This window comes from Paraburkholderia sp. EG286B (genome assembly GCF_040965655.1).
Taxonomy (GTDB): domain Bacteria; phylum Pseudomonadota; class Gammaproteobacteria; order Burkholderiales; family Burkholderiaceae; genus Paraburkholderia.
Genome location: NZ_JBFRCF010000009.1, coordinates 164325 through 183930, shown reverse-complemented (window position 1 = coordinate 183930; position 19606 = coordinate 164325). Strand labels below are relative to the sequence as shown.

The following is a 19606-nucleotide window of genomic DNA, read 5'->3' as shown; positions in this document are numbered from 1 at the left end:
CCAATAAGCGATGGGATATGCCTTTGGAATCTAATTCTAATTCTCGCGCATACGTCGGCGTTCACGCCTTGACTGCAGGTCACGGAACCGCTCATCGCAGGGGCCCGCCCTCTGCGGCTCATGACCGATAGTGTGAAATCTGCAGGGTACCACTATTCGACGGCGCGCTAAAAATCGCCAAACGTTTCAGGCAATGGCTTAGATGCCCCGTGAGTTTGGTCCGTGAAATCATTTCCGACATCGAGATGATTCGTCGCCGGCCACGCTTTAACCAGGCGATCTCGCGTTCAATGTGCAGTTCGGGTTCCTCCCCGTCATGCGAAGCCAGGGTTCGGTGGTGCGAGCGAAGAACCTTGCCGAGTAAATCCGCCAAGCAGTCGTGCTGCGAGCGGTCTTCGGACGCGATTGGGGCCTTTAACCGACCATCGCTGGGCAGCAATCTAGACATTTACTGACCCGCGGCCTGGCGTTTCGGGGTTCCGGAGTGTCCCTATCAGCGAACATCTGCGCGCGAGGCCGATGGACTCCCGGGGCATCATTTCCGCGCGCTGCATTCGCCGAATGCCTTCGGCGGCTTTGGCGCAGGATGCAACGGGTTCAGCACGCCGTTCACGCGTTCGGCAAGCTGAATGTGCTGGTCAACGACGCGGGTATTTCGACCTACGGACTCATCGAGCATCTGGACGACCACGATTGGGAAAAAACGCTCGCGGTCAACCTCTCTGGCGTTTTCCGAGGCATCAGGGCGACGATTCCCGCGATGAGAAGCGCGGGCAGCGGCTCGATCGTCAATATTTCGTCTGCGGCGGGGATGCTCGGTAACACCGGTCTGCCGGCCTACGTTGCGCCGAAATTCGGCGTTCGCGGTCTCACGATGGGATCCGAGTTCATTGTGGATGGCGGCCAGACCGCAGGGGCGATCGTGTGGGGCTTTGACGACGACTCAGCTACGTCACTGGTACGACCCATTCAGGTAGCGGGGGCGACACGGTCGCGATCATGGACTGGGATTGCAACCGCTACCTGCAGTTCTATTTCGCAGTTCCGATGATGGGTGCCATTGGCGTAATTTTGATCGGCTATCATCCGGGAAAACCCGGGCGTCCTGGCTCGCGTCGCGCCCTCGACGGAGATCAGGTGTAGCCCGGAAGTACGCCTCGCCGGGCGCATGCCAGACCGGAGATCCCGGGAGGCGTGCGCATCAGGTGTCCATCCCAACGCCGGGCTGTAACGCCCGGACATCGGCCACGGCCACAAGCCCAGTTGCCGACACGCACGGATATCGTCGACCATGATCGCCGCCGCCTTCTCACGCGCGTTGCAGCGCGCACTTGTCGAGGACCCCGATTTTGCGCGCCTGCGCGGTGCAGCACGGTCGACGCTCGCTTGCCTGCTGACGGCGGGCGTGGGCGTGTCCTGGGCGCTCCATCATGATGAAACGCCGACTCTTGCCGTACCTGGCGCGTTGTTCGCAATGATTGCGCCTTTGTTTCTGCGCGAAGCGCGTTGGTCGAGCTGGCTCACCTCGCTCCTCATTTTTTATATGTGCAACTGCGCCACCTTCGCCGGCGCCACCGCGCTCGCCTTGCAGCCCGCGCAGCGCGACGCCGGAGCGCTGCTCATTGTGTTCGTGGGCATCTTGTGCCAATCGCTCGGTGCCCGCGCGGTGGGCGCAGCGATGCTCATGCTGGTGTCCTTTTACCTCGGCCTGTATCTGCATCCTTCCCCCACGCGGCTGAAGGAGATGCTGACCGCCATGGCGGTGGTTCCGTTCATCGTCGCATTCGTTGGGCGCGTCGTCATCCCGATGGAGCGGGGCCGCGCGCCGGCGCCGTCGTTCATGTTCGCGTTGCCCCATACCATCGTGGCCGCGAAGGCACGGGCTCGCGCGGCCGTGCGTTACGTGGCTGTCCACGTGACCGGACGGCAGACCGAACGGCCCCTTTCCACCGTGCTCGCGCATCGATTTCACCGGCTCGCATGGCGGCCGGCTCTCGTCGCCACCGTCGCGGCCCTCCTCGCCATATTGATGGGCGGCGAGTTGTCGGAAGACCGTTCGATGTGGGCGGTCATCAGCACGTTCGTCGTTTTTCTTGGGACGACCTCGTATCAGGGCACGCGCGCACGTGTCATCAAGCGCATTGCTGGCACGCTGAGCGGCGCGGCGGCCAGCGTGCTGCTCATTACCGTGTGCGGACACCAAGCCTGGATTCTCGTGGCCGCCATGGCTTTGTCGGTTTTCGGCTGGGCCTATTACATTCTTCATGCGTATGCCCGCGGCGTGTTCTTTATCACGATGCTTGTCGGGCTCGTTTACGGCCAGCTTGGTGTCGCCATCGTGCCGCTTGCAGAATTGCGTATCGAGGAAGTCTGCGCCGGATGTCTCGTCTCGCTCGCGGCAGCCTTGCTGCTTATGCCTTCCACGACCGCGCGCGCGGGTGCCGTGCTGGCTCGGGAGTGACAGCGGACGCTTTCGCGCGTCGGCTTGCATTGACTCCTGGCACGCGTCCGCCTACGGCGAGGCGGCTTGCGACGCCGTGTTGATACTGTGCCTGCGCGCTCGCTTCGGCGAACGATGAACGCCAGAAAGCTCACGCGACACCCTGGGTCGGGCCGCCTCGTAACGGTATGGGCAGTGCCATCCTCATGGTGCGGCTACGCGGCACCTACAGGAGGGTGTTCGATGGCGAGCTGGATCCGGTTGGCCTCTTCGGCGTGTTCGCCAATGACGACGACGTGCCGGCCGAGGCATTCGAGAAGCGGCATGCAGCGGTCGAGCGTTTCGCTGTCGGCGGCCGCGAACACGAGAAGATTACGTGAAGCCGCGAGCTGCGGATTTCCGAGCACGGGCGCCGACACAAATTGCTGACCGAGCGCGTGGTGCAGATCGGCGAGTTCACGCGCCGTTTCCCTACCGATGGTGCTCATCGACACATGGACCGCGTAGGTAAGGAGCACGTTCGAGAGCTGGAGTGCGACGTCGAGCACCGCGCCGTCGCCAGGTAGCATCGTGATGACGAACTCGCAGTCGGCCAGGTCTTGCCAGTCGTTCGTCGCAATTGCCTTTCCCCGCGCGGCTCCTTCAGCCTTGCTCAGGTCGCGGTCGAGCAGTACCGTCGCGAATCCCGCGCGGTCAAGATTTGCGGCAATGGCCGCCCCCATATTCCCGACCCAGACCACTCCGACACGCTTTTTACCCGCCATTGCCACGGCGGCCGGGTCGGGCGATGCTGCATATGGTGTATTCATGCTTCTCATTGCGCCCACAGCGCTGCTTCCACTTGAAAGGTTCAGCAACGGCCGGCCCGCTCTCGCGGGCGGCCGTCGTCACGTCGGCGCTTAGATCAGGTAGTCCGTGCGCAGCGGTTCCATGAGCTTCGGGTTGTCGGAATAGTCCACGGGAATCGCGACTACGGCGGGACCTTCCGTCTGCATGGCGGCGCGCAGCGTCGCGCGCAGCGAGTCGGCCGATTCGACCGCAAAGCCCTTGGCACCGAAAGATTCGGCATAGGCCTTGAAGTCGATCGGGCCGAACTCCACGCCGGAGCGGCGCTTGTACTTTTTCACTTCCTGGATCTCGACCATGTTGTACATGTTGTCGACCCAGATGACGTGGACGATGTTGCTCTTCAGGCGCACCGCCGTTTCGAGCTCCATGCTCGACTGCATGAAGCTGCCGTCGCCCGACACCGAAATCACCTTCTGGCCGGGGCGCACGAGTGACGCGGCAATGGCCCACGGCAGGGCGACACCCATCGTCTGCTGGCCGTTCGAGATGAGAAGCTGGCGGGCACGGAAGCTATACAGGTAACGCGCGATCCAGATATGAAAGCTGCCCATGTCGACGCACATCGTCGTGTCGGGGCCCACCACGTCCTGCAGCTCCTTGACGATGCGAAGCGGGTGCACGGGGCTACCGCCAAGCGTGGCTGCCTTTTGTGCAAGCGCGAGACGCGCGCCGGCCAGCGTCGTCAGCACACTCTCGAACTGCGGCGAGGTCGTGCGCGACGGGACTTCCGCGGCGAGTTGCGTCATCGTTTTCGCGATGTCGCCGATCAGCTCTACCGCAGGCCGGTAATAGCGGTCGGTGTCGGCGGGTTGCACGTCCACATGGATGAGCGGGCGGCCCGCGTCCTTGTTCCAGAGTGGCGGATCGTACTCGACGGGGCTGTACCCGACAGTCACGATCACGTCGGCCTGTTCGAGCAGCACGTCGCCCGGCTGGTTGTTCCAGAGGCCGACGCGTCCCGCGAAGCGGCTGAAATTATCAGCGTCGATGGTGCCTGCGGACTGATACGTGCCCACTACCGGGATGTTGGTACGGGTCACGAACTCGCGGATCGCCTCGGCGTTCTCGGGGCGGCTCGCCAGCAGACCGACCAGCAGCACGGGATTGCGTGCGTTGCGGATCAGCCCGGCGGCCTCGCTGAGCGCCTCGGCGGCCGCGGCGCCGAGCGCAGGCGGCACGTACTCGGTTAGCACGTCGCCTTGTGTCGGCGCGTTGACGATGTCCATCGGCAGGCTGACGAACGACGCGCCGGGGCGGGACCCTTCGGCAGCACGGAAGGCGTTGCTCATCACCTCGGAGATCGTCGAGCCGGTGACCACTTCCGCGGCGTAGCGCGTGATGGGCTTGAACATCGCCACCGTGTCCATGGTCTGATGAACCTGCTTCAGGCGGTCGTCGAGCTTCACGCCGCCGCCGATCGCGACCATGGCGTCACCTTCGGAGGTCGCCGTGGCGAGGCCCGTGGCCAGGTTCGAGCAGCCGGGGCCCGAGGTGACGAGCGCGACGCCCGCCTGTCCCGTCAGGCGGCCGACGGCCGCTGCCATGAACGCAGCGTTCGCTTCGTGGCGGACCACGACGGTCTCAATCGTCGAGTCGACGAGCGAGTCGAACACGCGATCGATCTTCGCGCCGGGAATGCCGAAGACGTGCTTGACGCCTCGGGCTTCGAGGTTGGCGACGACGAGGTCGGCGCCGCAAGTCCATGTCTGGTTTGCTTGATTAGTTTTCCTGAGCATGATGCTATCCATATCAGATGTTGAATCGGGTCGCGCCACCGGTGCCGATGCGCGATTCTCGTGTTCGGCGCTTAGCCTTCCGCTGCTTCGATGGCGCTTGCCATGTCCTCGGAGTGCAGTGTGGCGCGCTCGAAGTGGTCGGTCTTAGGCAAATCGATGCGTAGTCTCGAGATGCGCGCCACCTCGACCTTGCCTTCGATCAGGCGGTAGTCCAGCACGTGGCCGCCGCCTTTGCGGTCGTCGGTGATGAAATGAACGTGAAAGCCGGCAACGTTGATGCCCTGCACGTATTCGGGGCAGCGGAAGCCGACGAGCGTGCCGGAGGTTTCCTCGAACGCAAAGATGGGCTGACCCTCGATCGCCTGGAGCATCGGACGGTACGGCATGGTCTGGCGCGGCACCGTGCGCGTCTCGACACGGGAGAAACGGCCGTCGATGCGGAACGCGCAAAAGACGTTGGGCGAGCCGATCAGCTCGTCGATGACGGCGTGAACCTCGTGCTTCGTGCGCGGCTCGGTCAGCGAGCCGAACATCGTCGGGCGGAAGTGGGTCACGACGGCGAACGGGGTTTTCTGATCGGGGCTGACCGCGCGGGCGCTGCCGTCTCCGCGCAACTGGTGCACCTCGCTGTCGAATGCGACGAGTTCGCCGTCGAGTTCGTTGAAAGTGCCGAGGCCGAAGTCGCCATGCTTGAGCAGTTCTTCGATCGTCATGTCGCCGTCATACACGCCGTCGATGAGGGCGCTCATCAGCGAGGTCTGGTACAACTCGCTTTCCGTTTGGCCGTCCCGCACAAAACGTGTGAATGATCGTGCGATGTCGCTGACACACGAGCATGGATTTGGGTTGATCATGCGGTTTCCTGAAAGAGTGTTGCGGTGGAGAAAGTATGTTTCCCAGGCGCCGTGGCGTCTAATATCGCAAACAGTCTTTTTCGATATGAGTTCGATATGGAGTTTCGCCATCTGAAGTACTTCGTCGCCGTTGCGGAAGAGCTGCACTTCACGCGTGCAGCAGAGCGTCTTGGCATGGCGCAGCCGCCGATCAGCCAGCAGATTCACAAGCTGGAACGGGAAATGGGTGCGCCGCTCTTTCGGCGCCTCACGCGTGGTGTCGAACTCACGGACGCGGGATGCGTGCTTTACGAAGACGCCGTGCGTATCCTCGAACTCGTGGAGCAGGCGAAGTGTCGTGCACTGAGTGCGGCGCGAGGTCAGAGCGGGCGCATACGGGTTGGTCTCGCCAGCTCGATCGTGTTTCATCCGGTCATCTCCGATGTCATGGCGTCCTACCGGCAAACGCACCCGCAGGTGTCGATTTCGCCGTCGGAGAGCAATATCTCGGCGCTGATGGACGATCTCGTCGAGAAGCGGATCGACGTCGCCATCATTCGCCAGACCTTGCAGGCGACGGAGCTCGTGAAGCTCGAGCCGCTGCTCGACGAGAACATGCTGGTCGTCCTGCCCGCGCGGCACGCGCTGGCGCGCGAGGACAGAGTGCCGCTCGATGCCCTTGCGCAAGAACGTCTCATCATGTTCCCGCGCGCCATCGCGCCCGTGCTGTACGACGACGTGATCGCCGCGTGCCAGGACTGCGGCTTCAGCCCGCAACTGGGCGAGCAGTCCACGCAGGTGGCGTCGGCGGTCAGCATGGTGGCGGCGGGATTCGGCGTGACCATCGTGCCGAATTCGATTCGCGACCTTCATCCGCAAGGCGTGACGTACCACGAAATCGAGGGTACGCAGCCCACGGCTCGTGTTCTGCTCGCTTACCGTTACGACGACCGCTCAAAGGTGGTGCGCGATTTCGTGGACGCGGCGAAGTGCGCGGGCATGCGGCACCGCGGCGACGCGTCCTTGTCGCTTGTGTGAGGGGAGAAGGGATACCGCCGCTCGGTATCGATTGTTCCGTTTAGACCGCGATGGGTAGCGTTTCGGTATCCGATGCAAGTTCGCTCAATACCGCATCGTCTTTCTCGAGACGAGGTGGGAGCCAGTCGCAAATGAAATTGATCCACGATCGTGTCCGCGCGTCGACGAACCGGCGCGAGGGGTAACGAATGCAGACTTCGCGCGTATCGATGGTGTACTGGGGCAGCACTCGAACGAGCGTACCCTCGCGCAACTCGTCGAGTGCGGCGTAGGCGGGGAGCGGCGCGATCCCCATGCTCTCGCGGGCGGCCGTTGCAAGCGATTCGGCAATGTTGATGCTGACCACGCTGTCGACCGCGAGCGTAACGGGCACTCGGTCAGAACCTTCGAGGCACCACGCTCGCGAAGATAGCGTCGTCGTACGAAGCGTCAGGCAGTCGTGCGCGTTCAGATCGTCCGGCGTTTGCGGCACGCCGCGCGCGGCGAGATAACCGGGTGAAGCGCAAAGAATGCTGTGCGACCAGCCCAGACGGTGCGACGCAAGGTTGGCGTCCGGTGTCGGCGAAAACGCGATGACCGATGCATCGCAAGTGCCGTCGAAGAAGTTGGGCAGCGTCTGCGACAGGCTCAGTTCCACCCGGACGTCGGGATAGCGTGCACGGTAGGCCTGGATCGCGGGCATGACGTGCCGATGGCCGAGACTCGCGAAGCTGTGCACGCGCAGTAGTCCGCTCGGGTGGTCGGCGGCGCGCGCGGTGTCGTCTTCGGCCCGCACCACGTCGGCCAGGATCCTTCGGCAACGTTCGGCGTAGGCCAGTCCTTCGGGCGTCGGGGAAATTCGGCGCGTGGAACGGTGCAGAAGGCGCGTGCGCAGATGCTCCTCCAGTTCGCTGACTGCCCGTGACGCGGTGCCGAGGCTCACGTCGAGCGAGGCCGCTGCGGCCGTGAAGCTGCCCGTATCCAGCACACGGACGAGGATCTGCATGTTGTGCAAGGTATTCATGCGACAGTGTGCAATCGTGGGTTTGTTGGAGGCGCCGATGTCCGCAAGCGCAGCATCGACCAATCGGCCCCGGTGTGTGCGGCAAAGCCGGAGGGCTGCAACTGTGTGCGCATTCTTGTGGGCTGCAGTTTCGATGCCATTTCAGCGACGCATGCGGCGCGTTTCAAATGAAACGAAGTTCGGATCGATGTGAGGCATTGCCCATTGTTGTTTCAACTGTAACGAAAGCGCCCGGTCTCCGAAATGGCGCTGCAACGGCGGCGGCCGATTCTGTTTCGCCAGTGCACGCCGCGCGAGAGACGGGGCGTGCGTTCGGCTCCATCACCCTGTGCCGACGCGAACCGGGCGCATCGCAAATCAAAGCGCGCGGCTTGGCCGGTCGCAAGCGACGCCCCTGTATGCAATCGTGACTTCCCGACCGGTTTCCGAATCGTCAGCGCCCGAACGACGTGGCGCTCCACGAGATTTGTTTTCGACGCGTCTGCGCCGCGCCATGGCCGATTTCGCTGCGCGCGACGGCCTGATCTGGCTGCACCTCTTCAAGACCACGTGCGCGGCGCTCGTCGCACTCGGCGTGGCGATGGCGCTCGAACTGCCAGCACCGCGCGTGGCGATGGTGACGGTGTTCGTGCTCATGCAGCCCGTGACGGGCATGGTGCTCGCCAAGAGTTTTTACCGTGTGCTCGGCACGGCGGCGGGCGCGGTGGCCGCCGTGGTGTTCGGTGCGCTATTTCCTCAGCAACCCGAGTTGTATCTGACGGTTCTGACGCTGTGGACCGCTACGTGCACGGCACTCGCGGTGCGTTTCCGGCATTTTCGCTGGTACGCGTTCGTGCTCGCCGGATATACGGCGGTCCTCGTAGGCATACCGGTGGTGACGCATCCCGACGCGTTGTTCATAGCGTCGCTCACGCGCGCGGCGGAAGTGACAATCGGTATCCTCAGTTCGGCGGCGATCAGCGCGCTCGTCTTCCCGGTTCGCGCGAGCGCCGCGCTCATGCACGGCCAGCGCCAGCGCCGCAGTGCGATTCTGGAACTGTGCGCGGACGTGCTTGCGGGCCGTTGCGATCATGTCACGTTCGGGCAGCGCTTCGCGCGCCTTGCGGGCAGCATCGCGGGGTTCGAGGCCGCTCGCACGTTCGCCTCGTACGAAGACCCGAACCTGCGCATGCGCAGCCAGCGGCTCGCCGCGATCGACAGCGAATATGCAGCGATCTGTTCCCGACTGCACATGCTGGAGCAGCAGATCGAACGACTCGACAGCACCGGCGCGGCGGCGCTGATAGCGGACATGCGGCCGTCGCTGCTGCAGGCGGCGGGTCTGATCGACCGGCTGCGAGACGGCCTTTCCGACGATGCGCCCGATTCGCAGTCCGTAATGGCGTTGGCGCGTCTCGCCGCCTCGCTCGCACCCGTTGCGGAGGAAGCGGCGGCCGAAGCCGGTCAGGGGCCGACCTCTTCGGCCGTCGAGGTACGCACAATGCGAGAAGCGCTTCGCCGGCTTCTGCGCAACCTGCTCGACTACCTCGAAGTGGGTGCCGCGGGGGCGGGCCCGAACCCTTCGCCGCGCGCGCCGGCCACTCCTCCGCGGACCAGCTCCTACGTGGTCGCGCTCACCTTCGTGCGCAACGCACTGACCGTGGGCGCCGTTGGCGCGCTCTGGCTGTTCACGGCTTGGCCGAGCGGCGGACTGGCAGTGATCGCGGCCGCGATCGCTGCGGGTCTGACCTCGGCCGCACCGCGCCCCGAGAAGCTGGCGATGCAGATCGCGTTGGGCGCAGCAGGGGCCGTGGCGATCGGCTACGTCTACATGTGCTTTGTCTATCCCGCCATCGACGGTTTTCCCCTGCTCTGCGTCGCGCTCGCGCCGATCGTCGCAGGCAGCGCATTCCTCGCGAGCCGGCCGGCCACGTCGGGTTACGGTATCGGCTTGTGCGTGTTCTTCGTGGTGCTGGCCGGCCCGGACAACATGATGGGCTACGCCCCGGACGCGCTGCTCAACAATGGGCTCGCCGCGGTCACGGCGCTGTTCATCGCCGTGATTGTGGCGACGATCGTGTTTCCGTTCCAGGCGCCCTGGGTCGTGGGTCGCATCCAGCGCGATCTGCGCCGCGAAGTGGCGTTCGCATGGGAAACCCGGCTGGACGGGGCCGATGCGCGCTTTCGCTCGCGCACTCACGATCTCTCATCGCAACTGCGCTTGCTCCTGACACCAGGCACGCGGCGCCACGACGAAGCGTGGCACTGGCTTCTCGCGACGCTCGAAGTGGGGCAGACGTTGCTGGATCTGCGCACGGACCTCGCGACACTTGCCCCCCCGCGCCCATCGGACCGTCCCCGCTGGCTACTGTGGGTCGAACAGGCCGGCCGGCGCGCAGCGGACCTCTTCGAACGACCCGATGCGCGACGCACAGCGCTGGCCGTCCGCGCAGCGAGCCGCGCGCTGGAAAAGGTGGCCGGGGAGATGCAAAGAACCGCGCAAGGGCGGCGTCGGGCCGCGCTACAGCAGCTATGGGGCGACCTCCACCTCATGCGCAGTGCGCTGCTCGACCCGGACGCGCCGTTTCATCGCCAGGCCGGCGACAGGTCTTGACGCGCGGCGCGCTCGAATCGCGCAGATGACAGTCGCGCGATAGACGATTGCGCCCGCTCCGCCGCGAGAACGCCAACGATGTCGGCACACGCCCGCGCCTTCGCGAGTCATGTGCCATCTGCGAAAGGATCCCTTCCGCAGTGACCGCTTAATTGAGACGCCACGGCGTCTTATAGTTTTCACCGTCGCAGCAAGTTTTGCTGCTTGTCTGGAGTCCAGCCATGAAATCCCTGAAGTACCTCGTTCTCTCGCTGACCCTATGCGCCGCCGTCGCGCATGCGCAGGGCAACCAACCTCAGGCCGGTGCCGTGAGCACCCAGGCCGCGTCGAACAACGGCACGCAGTCGGCGGCGCAGTCCGCAGGCCGCGCCACGCCGGAAAAGCAGACCCAGAAGAAGGACGAATGCGTCGGTCCCGTGTCGTTCTGCAATATCTACTTCGGCAGCTGAGCGGTCCTGGGTCGTGCCGTCCATGCCCGCAACGTAGCGCAGCGCCGGAGCGCTCTACCGGTGCGTCGCCATGCGCGGCCGCCGAGCGCGAGGCTCTGTGAGAAGACGTTTCAGATGTAATCTGGCGGCGTGCGGCCCGAAACCGGCGGGTAACCGCGCTCACCTAGCATCGTATCGCCAGCCTGCGCTAGGTGCGCATGGCGGCGAGGCAAGGGAAAACTGTGAGCGCGGACGAAATTCTTGTTATCGAGGACGACCCGGTGATGCGCGACCTGATCGTCGCGACCCTGCACGATGCAGGGTTCGCGGCGAAGGCGTCGCTCGCGGCGCGCCACGCGGGGGCGGCCGCTCGACTGCTGGTGGTCGACCTTGGCGAGCCGAAGACGGACGGCGCGGATAGCGTGCGCGCCTGGCGCGCGCGTCATCCCGACGCGCGGATCATTGCCATCTCGGGCCGTTTCAGGTTCAATGCGGCCACGGCGGCTTCTGTCGCGCGGCAACTGGGCGCCGACCGGGTGCTCGCGAAGCCGCTCGACTGCGACGCACTCGTTGCCAATGTAAGACAACTCATGGGCGGACCTGTCCTGTGAAGCCTGCCGCGCGAACTCCGTTCATGCCGGAACCCGCCGGACCCGCCGGGTCCGCCGGTGCATACGACGGCTGGCCGATCCACAGCCGTTACCGCACGACGGTCGCGGGCGGCCTGCTACTTGTCACGCTCGTCTGCGTGGCCGCCTTCTACAGCGTTCACCAGAATCGACAAACCACGCTTGCCGCGGGCCATCGTACGTTGGAACTCGTCGCGCGCGTACTGGCCGAGCAGATCGGCAGCACGATTGACCGGATTCCGGCGACGCTCCAGTACGAGGCAGATTCGACGCCCAACCTGACCGGCAAAGACGGGTTCGCGGCCTTCGAGCAGCAAGCACGCGCGCGCATGCCTCAAATTCGGTCCCTCAATGCGGGCGGCTGCGGATACGAACACGACGAGCACGACCTCGGCGACGGCGCGCGCGCGGGGGGCGCATGGGCGCACTCATGCTGGCCGTCGTCCGCATACGCCGCCGCCTCGCCTGCGGCCGGCGCGGCAACATTTCCGCTGCTCGTTCGCCTCGCCGCGCAGAACGGGCAAGGCGTCGTTCCCGTTGTGGCGAACATCGACTGCGCCGCACTGCTCGCCCGGCTGGCGGCCACGGCGCGCGACGAACACCTGATTTTCACGGTGGCAAGCAAGGACGCCGCAAACGGCTTTCGCTGCGCGGTGAGCGCTTCTTTTGGGCAAGAGGCGTTGAACGACCTCGAGACCGCGCAATCCGCGGTGCCGGGCTATCCGCTGACCATCGATGTAGGCCGTCCGCGCGCGGATATCCTGCGCGAGTGGCGCCGCAACACGTGGGCGACACTTGCGCGCACGCTGGCGATCTCGTCGTTCGTTCTCGTGCTGCTGTATGTGATGGTGCGTCAGGTTCGCCGTCAGGCGCTGGCCAACCGGGAACTGCGGGCCGGCGAGCAGCGTTGGCGCGCCGTGTTCGACGAGGCACCGGTGGGTATCGTGATGCTGTTGCCCAATCAGCCTTACATGGTCGCCAATCCCGCTTTCAAGCGCATGGTTGGGTATTCGCTGGATGAACTGCATCAACTGGCCCCCTCCGATATCACACATCCCGACGACGTCGAACTCACGCGCGCGAAAGTCGCGGAGCTCGAGCGCGGCGAGCGCTCCGCTGTCAAGTTCGAGAAGCGCTATCTCCACCGGGACGGCCGGGTGATCTGGACGGAAATCACCATCTCGCGGCTGTCCGAAACCGGCGCGCTGGGCGGGACGCTGGTCGCCGTGATCGACGACGTGAGTGCGCGCCGCGAGGCCGAGGCCGAACGCCTGCGACTCGAGGCGCAACTGCGCCAGTCCCAGAAGCTCGAGGCGCTCGGCACGTTCGCAGGCGGCATCGCACACGATTTCAACAACATCCTCAGCGCGATTCTGGGCTACGGCGAGCGCGTCTTCCGCGCGCTCGGCGCAGACTCGCCGCTGCGGCGCGACGCCCAGCAGGTGCTCAACGCAGGCATGCGCGCAAGCCTGCTGGTCGAGCGGATTCTCGCATTCAGCCGCAGCGGGATGACGGCGCGGCTGCCGGTGCATGTCCAGCCGGTCCTCGTCGAGACTGTGGATCTCTTCAAGGCAAGCGTGCCGCCTGAGGTGAAGGTCGTTCTCCAGCTCGATGCGCCGCAGGCCTATGTGCTAGGCGACCCCACGCACCTCCATCAGGTGGTGATGAATCTGTGCAGCAACGCACGTCATGCGCTGGAGGGGCCGGGGACAATCACCGTGTCGGCGGTGGAAGTCGCGACCGGTGAAGTCCGCGCGCTGCATTCGGGCACGCTCCAGCCCGGTGACTACGTTTGCATCGGCGTGGCGGATACCGGCGCCGGCGTCAGCCCCGATGTACAGGAGCGCATGTTTGATCCGTTCTTCACGACCCGCAAGACGATAGGGGGGACAGGTCTCGGCCTTTCGCTGGTGGACGGCATTGTCAAGGAGTATGGCGGCGCCATCGAAGTGCGCAGCGAACTCGGGCGCGGCACGCAGTTCAACATCTATTTACCCTTGTCCGCGCAGCGGCCGGCCGCACCGCCGACACCCGCCACCGGGACGCGTCGCGGAAACGGGGAGACGGTCCTGCTGGTGGACGACGAGCGCGCGCTGGTCGAGCTCTGCGAGGATCTGCTGGCGGACCTCGGCTACGAGCCGCTCGGATTTTCTTCGCCACGCGAGGCGCTGGAGGCTTTCCTCGCCGAACCACTGCGCTTCGATCTCGTGATAACGGACCACACGATGCCGGAAATGACCGGCATCGACCTGATCCGGCAGATCCGCGCGGTGCGCCCCGAACTGCCGGTCCTGCTGATGAGCGGCTACGGCACCCACCTCGTTGAGGAGGAGTCGCGCTCGCTCGGCGTACGCGCGATACTCAAGAAACCGCTGATGCGTGCCGATTTGACCGAGGCAGTCACCGACGCCTTGACACGCGAGCCGCCGGGCTGAGCGTGTACTGCGGCCATGCGGGTGCCGTCTGTGGTGGCCTGGTGAAAAGCGGAAACCGGATCTGATAAGAATCACTAAGCGTCTGCATCGGATTCCAGATTATCGGGACATTGCGCAAAAGTGGAGTAGCAATCATCAGACGTACTGCGCGCCGCCCGGCCGGTCGGCGGGCGGCCAAATGCCGCTATAATTTTTCCGTTTAACCAGAGCTTGTCCACCATGAACGACATCAATCTTCCTCGCGTCCTCGTGGTCGACGACGATGAGGCGGTGCGCGATCTGATCGCCGCCTATCTGGGCGAAAACGAAATGCGCGTAAGCGTCGCGGCCAATGGCAAGCAAATGGCCGAGGCGCTGAAGGAACATGCGATCGATCTCGTGGTGCTGGATCTGCGCCTGCCAGGCGAGGACGGCATCGAAATCGCACGCAGGATTCGCGAACAGTCCACATTGCCCATCATTGTGGTGTCGGGCCGGCGTGATGAAGCGGACCGGGTGATGGCGCTGGAACTCGGCGCCGACGACTACCTGACCAAGCCCTTCAGTTCGCGTGAACTGCTCGCGCGCGTGCGCGCGCTGCTGCGCCGCTCCACCGCCGCGGTTGCTGCGAGCGGGCGTCAGCTCGACGCGCGGGCATATCGTTTCTCGGGCTGGGAACTCAACCTCGGCACCCGCAAGCTCACTTCGCCCGCGGGCGAGAACGTGCCGCTCACCAACGGCGAATTTTGTCTTCTGAACGCTTTTCTGGCTTCGCCGGGTCGGGTGCTGACGCGCGAACATTTGCTCGAAGCGAGCCGGCTGTACGACGACGTCTACGACCGGTCGATCGACGTGCAGATTCTGCGCTTGCGGCGCAAGATCGAGGAAAACGCGTCGCGGCCCAAATACATCAAGACCGAACGGGGCGCCGGATATGTTTTCTCTGTCGCGGTGGAAAGGCTGAGCAAGGCCGCTACCTGGGACGACGGTGGCGCCGTGGAGGTCTGAGCGCGGCGCACATGGGCCGTGGCGAGGCTTTCCCCACGCCCGCGCGCTTCACCCAACCGTCAGCGCTGCCGCTTCCTCGTGGTCGGCTTAGAACGTCGCGCGTGCGCCGTGTTCGGGCGTGAAAGCCGGGCGTGCCGGCTGCCAGTCGCGATGGCTGCTCAGGCTCGCGAGCGATGCGTGATCGCGTGCGAGCGCGGGGGGCAAAAACTCGCGCATGTAGTCCAACCATGTCCGCGTTCTTGCGTCGACGTAGCGGCGCGACGGAAAGAGCGCGCAGATGTCCTTGCTCTGCAGCGTGTATTCGGGCAGCACGCGCACGAGTGTGCCCGCGCGCAAGCCGGCGAGCGCGGAGTATACGGGCAAGGGGCCGATGCCCATGTGCGCGCGGATTGCCGCCGCCAGCGACTCAGCGATGTTGATGCGAAACACGCTGTTGATCGCGATGTTTTCGGTGTCGCCACCGCCCGCCTTTTCGAGCATCCACTCGCGCGACGAGAACGTGAGCGTGCTGAGGGCGAGGCAGTCATGGTCGATCAGGTCGCTGGGATGCCGGGGCGTGCCGCGCGCATTTAAATAGGCTGGCGACGCGCAAAGGATGCTGCAGGTCGAACCCAGCCGATGCATCACGATTTCCGAGTCCGGCAGGCCGGAGACCGCGAGGATCGAGGTGTCGCAGGTGCCATCGAACAGATCGGGCAAGGTCTGCGAGAACTGGAGATCGATTCTCACTTCGGGGTACAGGCGGCGATACGCGTGAATGGCGGGAACGATGTAATGCTGCCCGAAGCTCGCGAAGCTATGGATGCGCAACATGCCGCGTGCACGACTCCCTGCCTCGGAGACTTCTTGTTCAGCTTCGTCGACCGCGTGTACGATCTCCCGGCAGTGCTCGAGGTAGGTGCGCCCGGCATCGGTCAATGCGATGCGGCGCGTGGAGCGGGTCAGCAGACGGACTTTGAGGTGTTGCTCCAGTTCGCTGACTCCCCTGGATGTCGACGCTGAGCTCGAGTCAAGCGAATCCGCCGCCGCCGTGAAACTGCCCGTGTCCACGACGCGCACGAATGTCCGCATGTTCTGCAAGAGGTTCATAAACCATTCCCGTGGGCTGGAGGTTGGCGGCTCGTCTGGCACCGGCGCGGTGCCGGCGTGCCGTGCGGATCGCCGCGGAATGCACGAAAGTGTGCGGGTGCGCGATTACTGCGTTGTTTCGCGCAGCCGCCGCCGTGTTGCAATTGAAACCGGGCTTCAGGGGAGGTGGGCTCAGAACCTGTGACGGATGCCCAGCGCGAGTACGAGTTGGTCCGGACCCGCGGCGTGCGAAAAGTTCGAAATCTGTGCACCGGGAATGCCGGTGCCCGCAAGCCCGTTCGCGCGTTGGTAGATCGCTTCGGCGTAAGTTTCGGTACGCGCGGACAGGGCATCGATTCCGATCAGGCCGAACTGATGCCAGGTAGGGCTCGCATGGCCCGAAGGCGAGTCGAACGATCCGCTCGTGAAGGTATAGCCTGCGGCCACCGTCCATTGGTTCGTCAGGGCATAGCGCGCGTTCAGTTCCGCGTTGCGAAAGACGATATCCTCGCCGCGCAGCGCGATCGGCGTGTCGGCGACATTGTTGATCGACGTTGCGTTGTCGAGCTGGGTCCTGGTGACAATGGCCGACACGCGCAGGCGGTCCCACTTGCAGGCGCCGCCAAGGCCCGCCGTGCGCTGCCGCGTCGCGTTGAACGGCGCGCCGGCGGGCTCCGCGCCTTGTGTGTTGGCGGTTGCGAGGTTGCTTTCGCCGGCGAACTGCTCATAGCTCGCGCCCGCCGAGCAGGCTCCGTGCGCGTAGGTGCCCGCGACGCTGTAGCCGCGGTTGTTCGAAAACGCCCCCGCCTCGTTGGAAAAGCCATACGTCGCGCCGAACTGGAACCCGTTCATCATCGGGCTCGTGTACTTCACCGCGTTGTTGGTCCGCGTGTAGTTGGCGAGATCGTCATTGTCGAACGGATGCGCGAAAGCGACACCTCCATAGGGCGTGCCGCCCAGCGCGAAAGGCTGGACGAACTGAAGCATCGAGTCGAACTGCCGCCCGAACGTGACGGTGCCGGAAGCATGGGAGGCGAGCCCGACATATGACTGGAAGCCGAACATGCGCCCCTGCTGTCCAGTTGCGCCGTTTGTGATGGAGAAGCCGTTTGCCAGCACGAACAGCGCGCTCAAGTCGGGATTCAGCGGTTCGTTACCGGAAAGGATCCAGCGGCTGACGTTGACGTCGCCCGATTTCGCCTGCAGCGCGCGCGTGCCCTGGCTGCCGCCGAAATCGTCCACGTATGCGAGGCCGCCGTCGATGAGGCCGGTGATGGCCACCGTGCCCTGGGCGTGAGCGGCGGCCGGTAGGCCCAGCGCGAAGGCACAGCAGGAAACGGCTTTCAGCCATCCCCTCGCGCCTTTCCACGTGGATCCGGAAAAGGTATTGAACATGGTCTTGGTATAGGCTGCGTCCGGATGGACCACATGCGTTGCCCGGAAGATAAGGACAACTACCCTCAGCGCAGCACGCGGGATCGCAGCAGGTGTGCGACACACGCGCTTTCGGTGACTTCGCGTTCGATCTCGCGAGCGTGGCAGGACGATGCCTGCGGCGTGGCGCCGAAGCCCCTTGACGGAGGGATATCGGCGGAGGACGCGTCACTGGTAATCAAAGCCTGCGCGTTCTGGGCGAGTTCGGCGAGCCGCGCGAGGTCTGCGTCATTGAGCATCGCGTTAACGTATTCGAGCGGGCAGAGCGCCCCGACCAGCGTTTTGAGCCGCTGCATCAGCACGCTCGCGCACGCAGCCTGTTGGTTCACGACCAACGACTCGAAGCGCGTGGCGGCGATCGTGGCTTCGAGCTTGTCGATTTCGAGGCAGGCTCGTCGGCGCAGCTTCCGCAGTGCTTCGGGCTCTCGCGGCGCGGGCTGGGCGAGACGGCCCGCCACCGCCTCGAGATACGCGGCTGTGCCCTCGATTGCGCCCGCAGCGCTGCTGCCGAGCCGATGGTGTTCGCGGTCGGGCCAGGCGAAGAGGCTGACGAGGAAGCCGACGAGCACGCCTGCCGCGCTGAACTCGATCCGCGCGACGGCGAGCGCCCACGGTGTGCCGACGGGCGTGCCGAGATGCGCGACCAGGATGAAGTGCGAGGTCAGGAACAGGATGTACGAGACGTAGCTCACCGTGCGCGCGGCCAACGTTCCGGTGGCAAGCGGGAGGACGATGAGGGCGAGCAGCAGCGGGTCGTGAACGAACAACGACAGCGCCGAAGCCAGCACCGCGCCAAGCAATGTCCCGCCAATGCGCAGGCCGGACACTTTCACCGTTTGCGACAGCGTCGGCTGAAGGATGAACATCGTGGTCAGCGCCAGCCAGTAAGCCTGCTGCATGCCCGAGAAGCGTGCGAGGCTAACCGCGATCATCGCCGCCACGGACAGGCGCGCAGCGTACCGCGTGTAGGCATTCTGGGCGGCGAACTCCGCGATCAGCGCCGTCAGCCGGCCCTGGCGCGGACGTTTGCGCGGCGCCGCGAGTGGGGCTGCCACGATGCCCGGAGCAGCATCCATGCGCGCTTCGCGAGCGAGCAGAACGGACAGGCGCTCGACGAGATCGAGATTGGCACGCAGCCACGTCAATCCCTCAGCAGACCCGTGGGTCGCGAGCCACGCAGGCTCGCACGCTCGCAGGGTTTGTTGCAGCCGGGCCTGACACTGCTCGACCGCGCCCCGGAATGCGCTCGAACCGTTGCGCAGGCGCGTCGCGCTCGCGTCGATCTGCGCGGCGAGCTGGCCGTAGGCGGGCGCGAGCAGGGCGGCGGCTTCACGCCGGGCGGCATCGTGCCCACCGGCGAGGAGTGTTTCCAGGCCCGCGAGCAGGGCCATCGCCTGTTCCGCGTCGTGGACCCACCCGGCGCACGCCGAAGGGGCGTCGCCGTTGCAGTTCGCGACGGCCACCGTCATCGTATCGAGCTGCGTGCGCAGTTCGGCGCGCCCGTGCTCGAGCTGCGCCCGGTTGCCGTGGGCCGCCTGCCCGAGGCGGCTGGCAAGCGACGACATCGCATACAGATAGGCGAGCGTTGCCTGCTGCGCGCGCTTCGTGCGGCTGGTCTGCCAAAGGCCGCCGCCCGCGAGCGTCGCCCATACGCATCCGATCAGATAGAAGACGGCGTAGTGCGTCGCGGCGTCGAGGCCATGCGCCGGGAAACAAGCGGATACCGAACAGGCCGTTGCCGTAAGCAGGCCACGCAGTCCCGGCGCCGGACCTCGCGCACGCACGGACGCGCCCGCGTAGGCAACCGCGCCGACCACGGCAATCGACAGCACGGGGAGCGCATGCGCCGCGATCGCGCAGGCCGACGCGAGCGCTCCGGCCACGCCGAACACGAGCCCCTTGCAATGGCGTTCAAAGCCCGGCCGCCCAGGTTCGTCTGCGAGGCACGTCCAGAACGCGGCGATCGCAGACCAGCACAGCAGCGGCATGTGCAGCATGGCGGCCAGCACGGCGGGCGCGACGCAGATCACGCCGCCCCGCAAGGCGTCCGCCATGGGTAGCCGGTGGCGGCCGTGGTGCCAGAAACGCAGCAGCTGGTCGCGGCCGCTCGCGAAGCGTTGCATTTTGCGGGTC

General features: G+C 65.2%; 15 protein-coding genes. 8 read left to right on the top strand and 7 right to left on the bottom strand.

Annotation, left to right across the window (positions count from 1 at the left end):
- Positions 1-586: 586 nt before the first annotated feature.
- The gene (locus tag AB4Y42_RS21030) at positions 587-1051 is read left to right on the top strand and encodes an SDR family NAD(P)-dependent oxidoreductase (RefSeq protein WP_368695220.1); all 465 of its coding nucleotides are present in this window, start codon (positions 587-589) and stop codon (positions 1049-1051) included.
- 240 nt (positions 1052-1291) lie between these two features.
- Entirely contained in the window at positions 1292-2461 is a 1170-nt protein-coding gene (locus tag AB4Y42_RS21025; RefSeq protein WP_368695219.1) for an FUSC family protein, read from the top strand.
- Between the two features lie 194 nt (positions 2462-2655).
- Here AB4Y42_RS21025 and AB4Y42_RS21020 read toward each other — a convergent pair whose 3' ends face one another.
- From AB4Y42_RS21020 to budA, 3 genes are all read right to left on the bottom strand, one after another.
- A complete protein-coding gene (locus AB4Y42_RS21020; RefSeq protein ID WP_368695218.1) occupies positions 2656-3249 on the bottom strand; it encodes an NAD(P)-dependent oxidoreductase in 594 nt (197 codons plus the stop codon).
- Between the two features lie 90 nt (positions 3250-3339).
- The gene (gene alsS / locus AB4Y42_RS21015) at positions 3340-5025 is read right to left on the bottom strand and encodes an acetolactate synthase AlsS (RefSeq protein WP_368695217.1); all 1686 of its coding nucleotides are present in this window, start codon (positions 5023-5025) and stop codon (positions 3340-3342) included.
- A gap of 71 nt (positions 5026-5096) precedes the next feature.
- The gene (gene budA / locus AB4Y42_RS21010; RefSeq protein ID WP_368695216.1) at positions 5097-5792 is read right to left on the bottom strand and encodes an acetolactate decarboxylase; all 696 of its coding nucleotides are present in this window, start codon (positions 5790-5792) and stop codon (positions 5097-5099) included.
- A gap of 183 nt (positions 5793-5975) precedes the next feature.
- Between budA and AB4Y42_RS21005 the strand changes: the two genes are divergently transcribed.
- Positions 5976-6896 (top strand): LysR family transcriptional regulator, encoded by a 921-nt coding sequence (locus AB4Y42_RS21005; protein WP_368689800.1) that lies wholly within the window; start codon positions 5976-5978, stop codon positions 6894-6896.
- 40 nt (positions 6897-6936) lie between these two features.
- Here the strand turns inward: AB4Y42_RS21005 and AB4Y42_RS21000 are convergent, their stop codons facing one another.
- A complete protein-coding gene (locus AB4Y42_RS21000; protein WP_368689801.1) occupies positions 6937-7899 on the bottom strand; it encodes a LysR family transcriptional regulator in 963 nt (320 codons plus the stop codon).
- 493 nt (positions 7900-8392) lie between these two features.
- Here AB4Y42_RS21000 and AB4Y42_RS20995 point away from each other — a divergent pair, with 493 nt between their 5' ends.
- The 5 genes from AB4Y42_RS20995 to AB4Y42_RS20975 all read left to right on the top strand — a co-directional run bounded on the left by AB4Y42_RS20995 (position 8393) and on the right by AB4Y42_RS20975 (position 14971).
- A complete protein-coding gene (locus AB4Y42_RS20995) occupies positions 8393-10492 on the top strand; it encodes an FUSC family protein (RefSeq protein WP_368695215.1) in 2100 nt (699 codons plus the stop codon).
- A 221-nt stretch (positions 10493-10713) separates the two neighbouring features.
- Entirely contained in the window at positions 10714-10941 is a 228-nt protein-coding gene (locus AB4Y42_RS20990; RefSeq protein ID WP_368689803.1) for a hypothetical protein, read from the top strand.
- A gap of 221 nt (positions 10942-11162) precedes the next feature.
- Positions 11163-11531: a response regulator gene (locus tag AB4Y42_RS20985; RefSeq protein ID WP_368689804.1), complete on the top strand. Its 369-nt coding sequence runs from the start codon at positions 11163-11165 to the stop codon at positions 11529-11531.
- Between the two features lie 23 nt (positions 11532-11554).
- A complete protein-coding gene (locus AB4Y42_RS20980; protein WP_368695214.1) occupies positions 11555-13984 on the top strand; it encodes an ATP-binding protein in 2430 nt (809 codons plus the stop codon).
- A 219-nt stretch (positions 13985-14203) separates the two neighbouring features.
- Positions 14204-14971, top strand: a complete 768-nt coding sequence (locus tag AB4Y42_RS20975) for a response regulator (protein WP_368695213.1) — start codon at positions 14204-14206, stop codon at positions 14969-14971.
- Positions 14972-15058: 87 nt separating this feature from the next.
- Here AB4Y42_RS20975 and AB4Y42_RS20970 read toward each other — a convergent pair whose 3' ends face one another.
- From AB4Y42_RS20970 to AB4Y42_RS20960, 3 genes are all read right to left on the bottom strand, one after another.
- Positions 15059-16060, bottom strand: coding sequence for a LysR substrate-binding domain-containing protein (locus AB4Y42_RS20970; protein ID WP_368695212.1), 1002 nt, complete (start codon positions 16058-16060; stop codon positions 15059-15061).
- Positions 16061-16231: 171 nt separating this feature from the next.
- Complete coding sequence (locus AB4Y42_RS20965) at positions 16232-17434, bottom strand: porin (RefSeq protein ID WP_368695211.1); 1203 nt, start codon at positions 17432-17434, stop codon at positions 16232-16234.
- Between the two features lie 65 nt (positions 17435-17499).
- Entirely contained in the window at positions 17500-19596 is a 2097-nt protein-coding gene (locus AB4Y42_RS20960) for an FUSC family protein (protein ID WP_368695210.1), read from the bottom strand.
- Positions 19597-19606 lie beyond the last annotated feature (10 nt).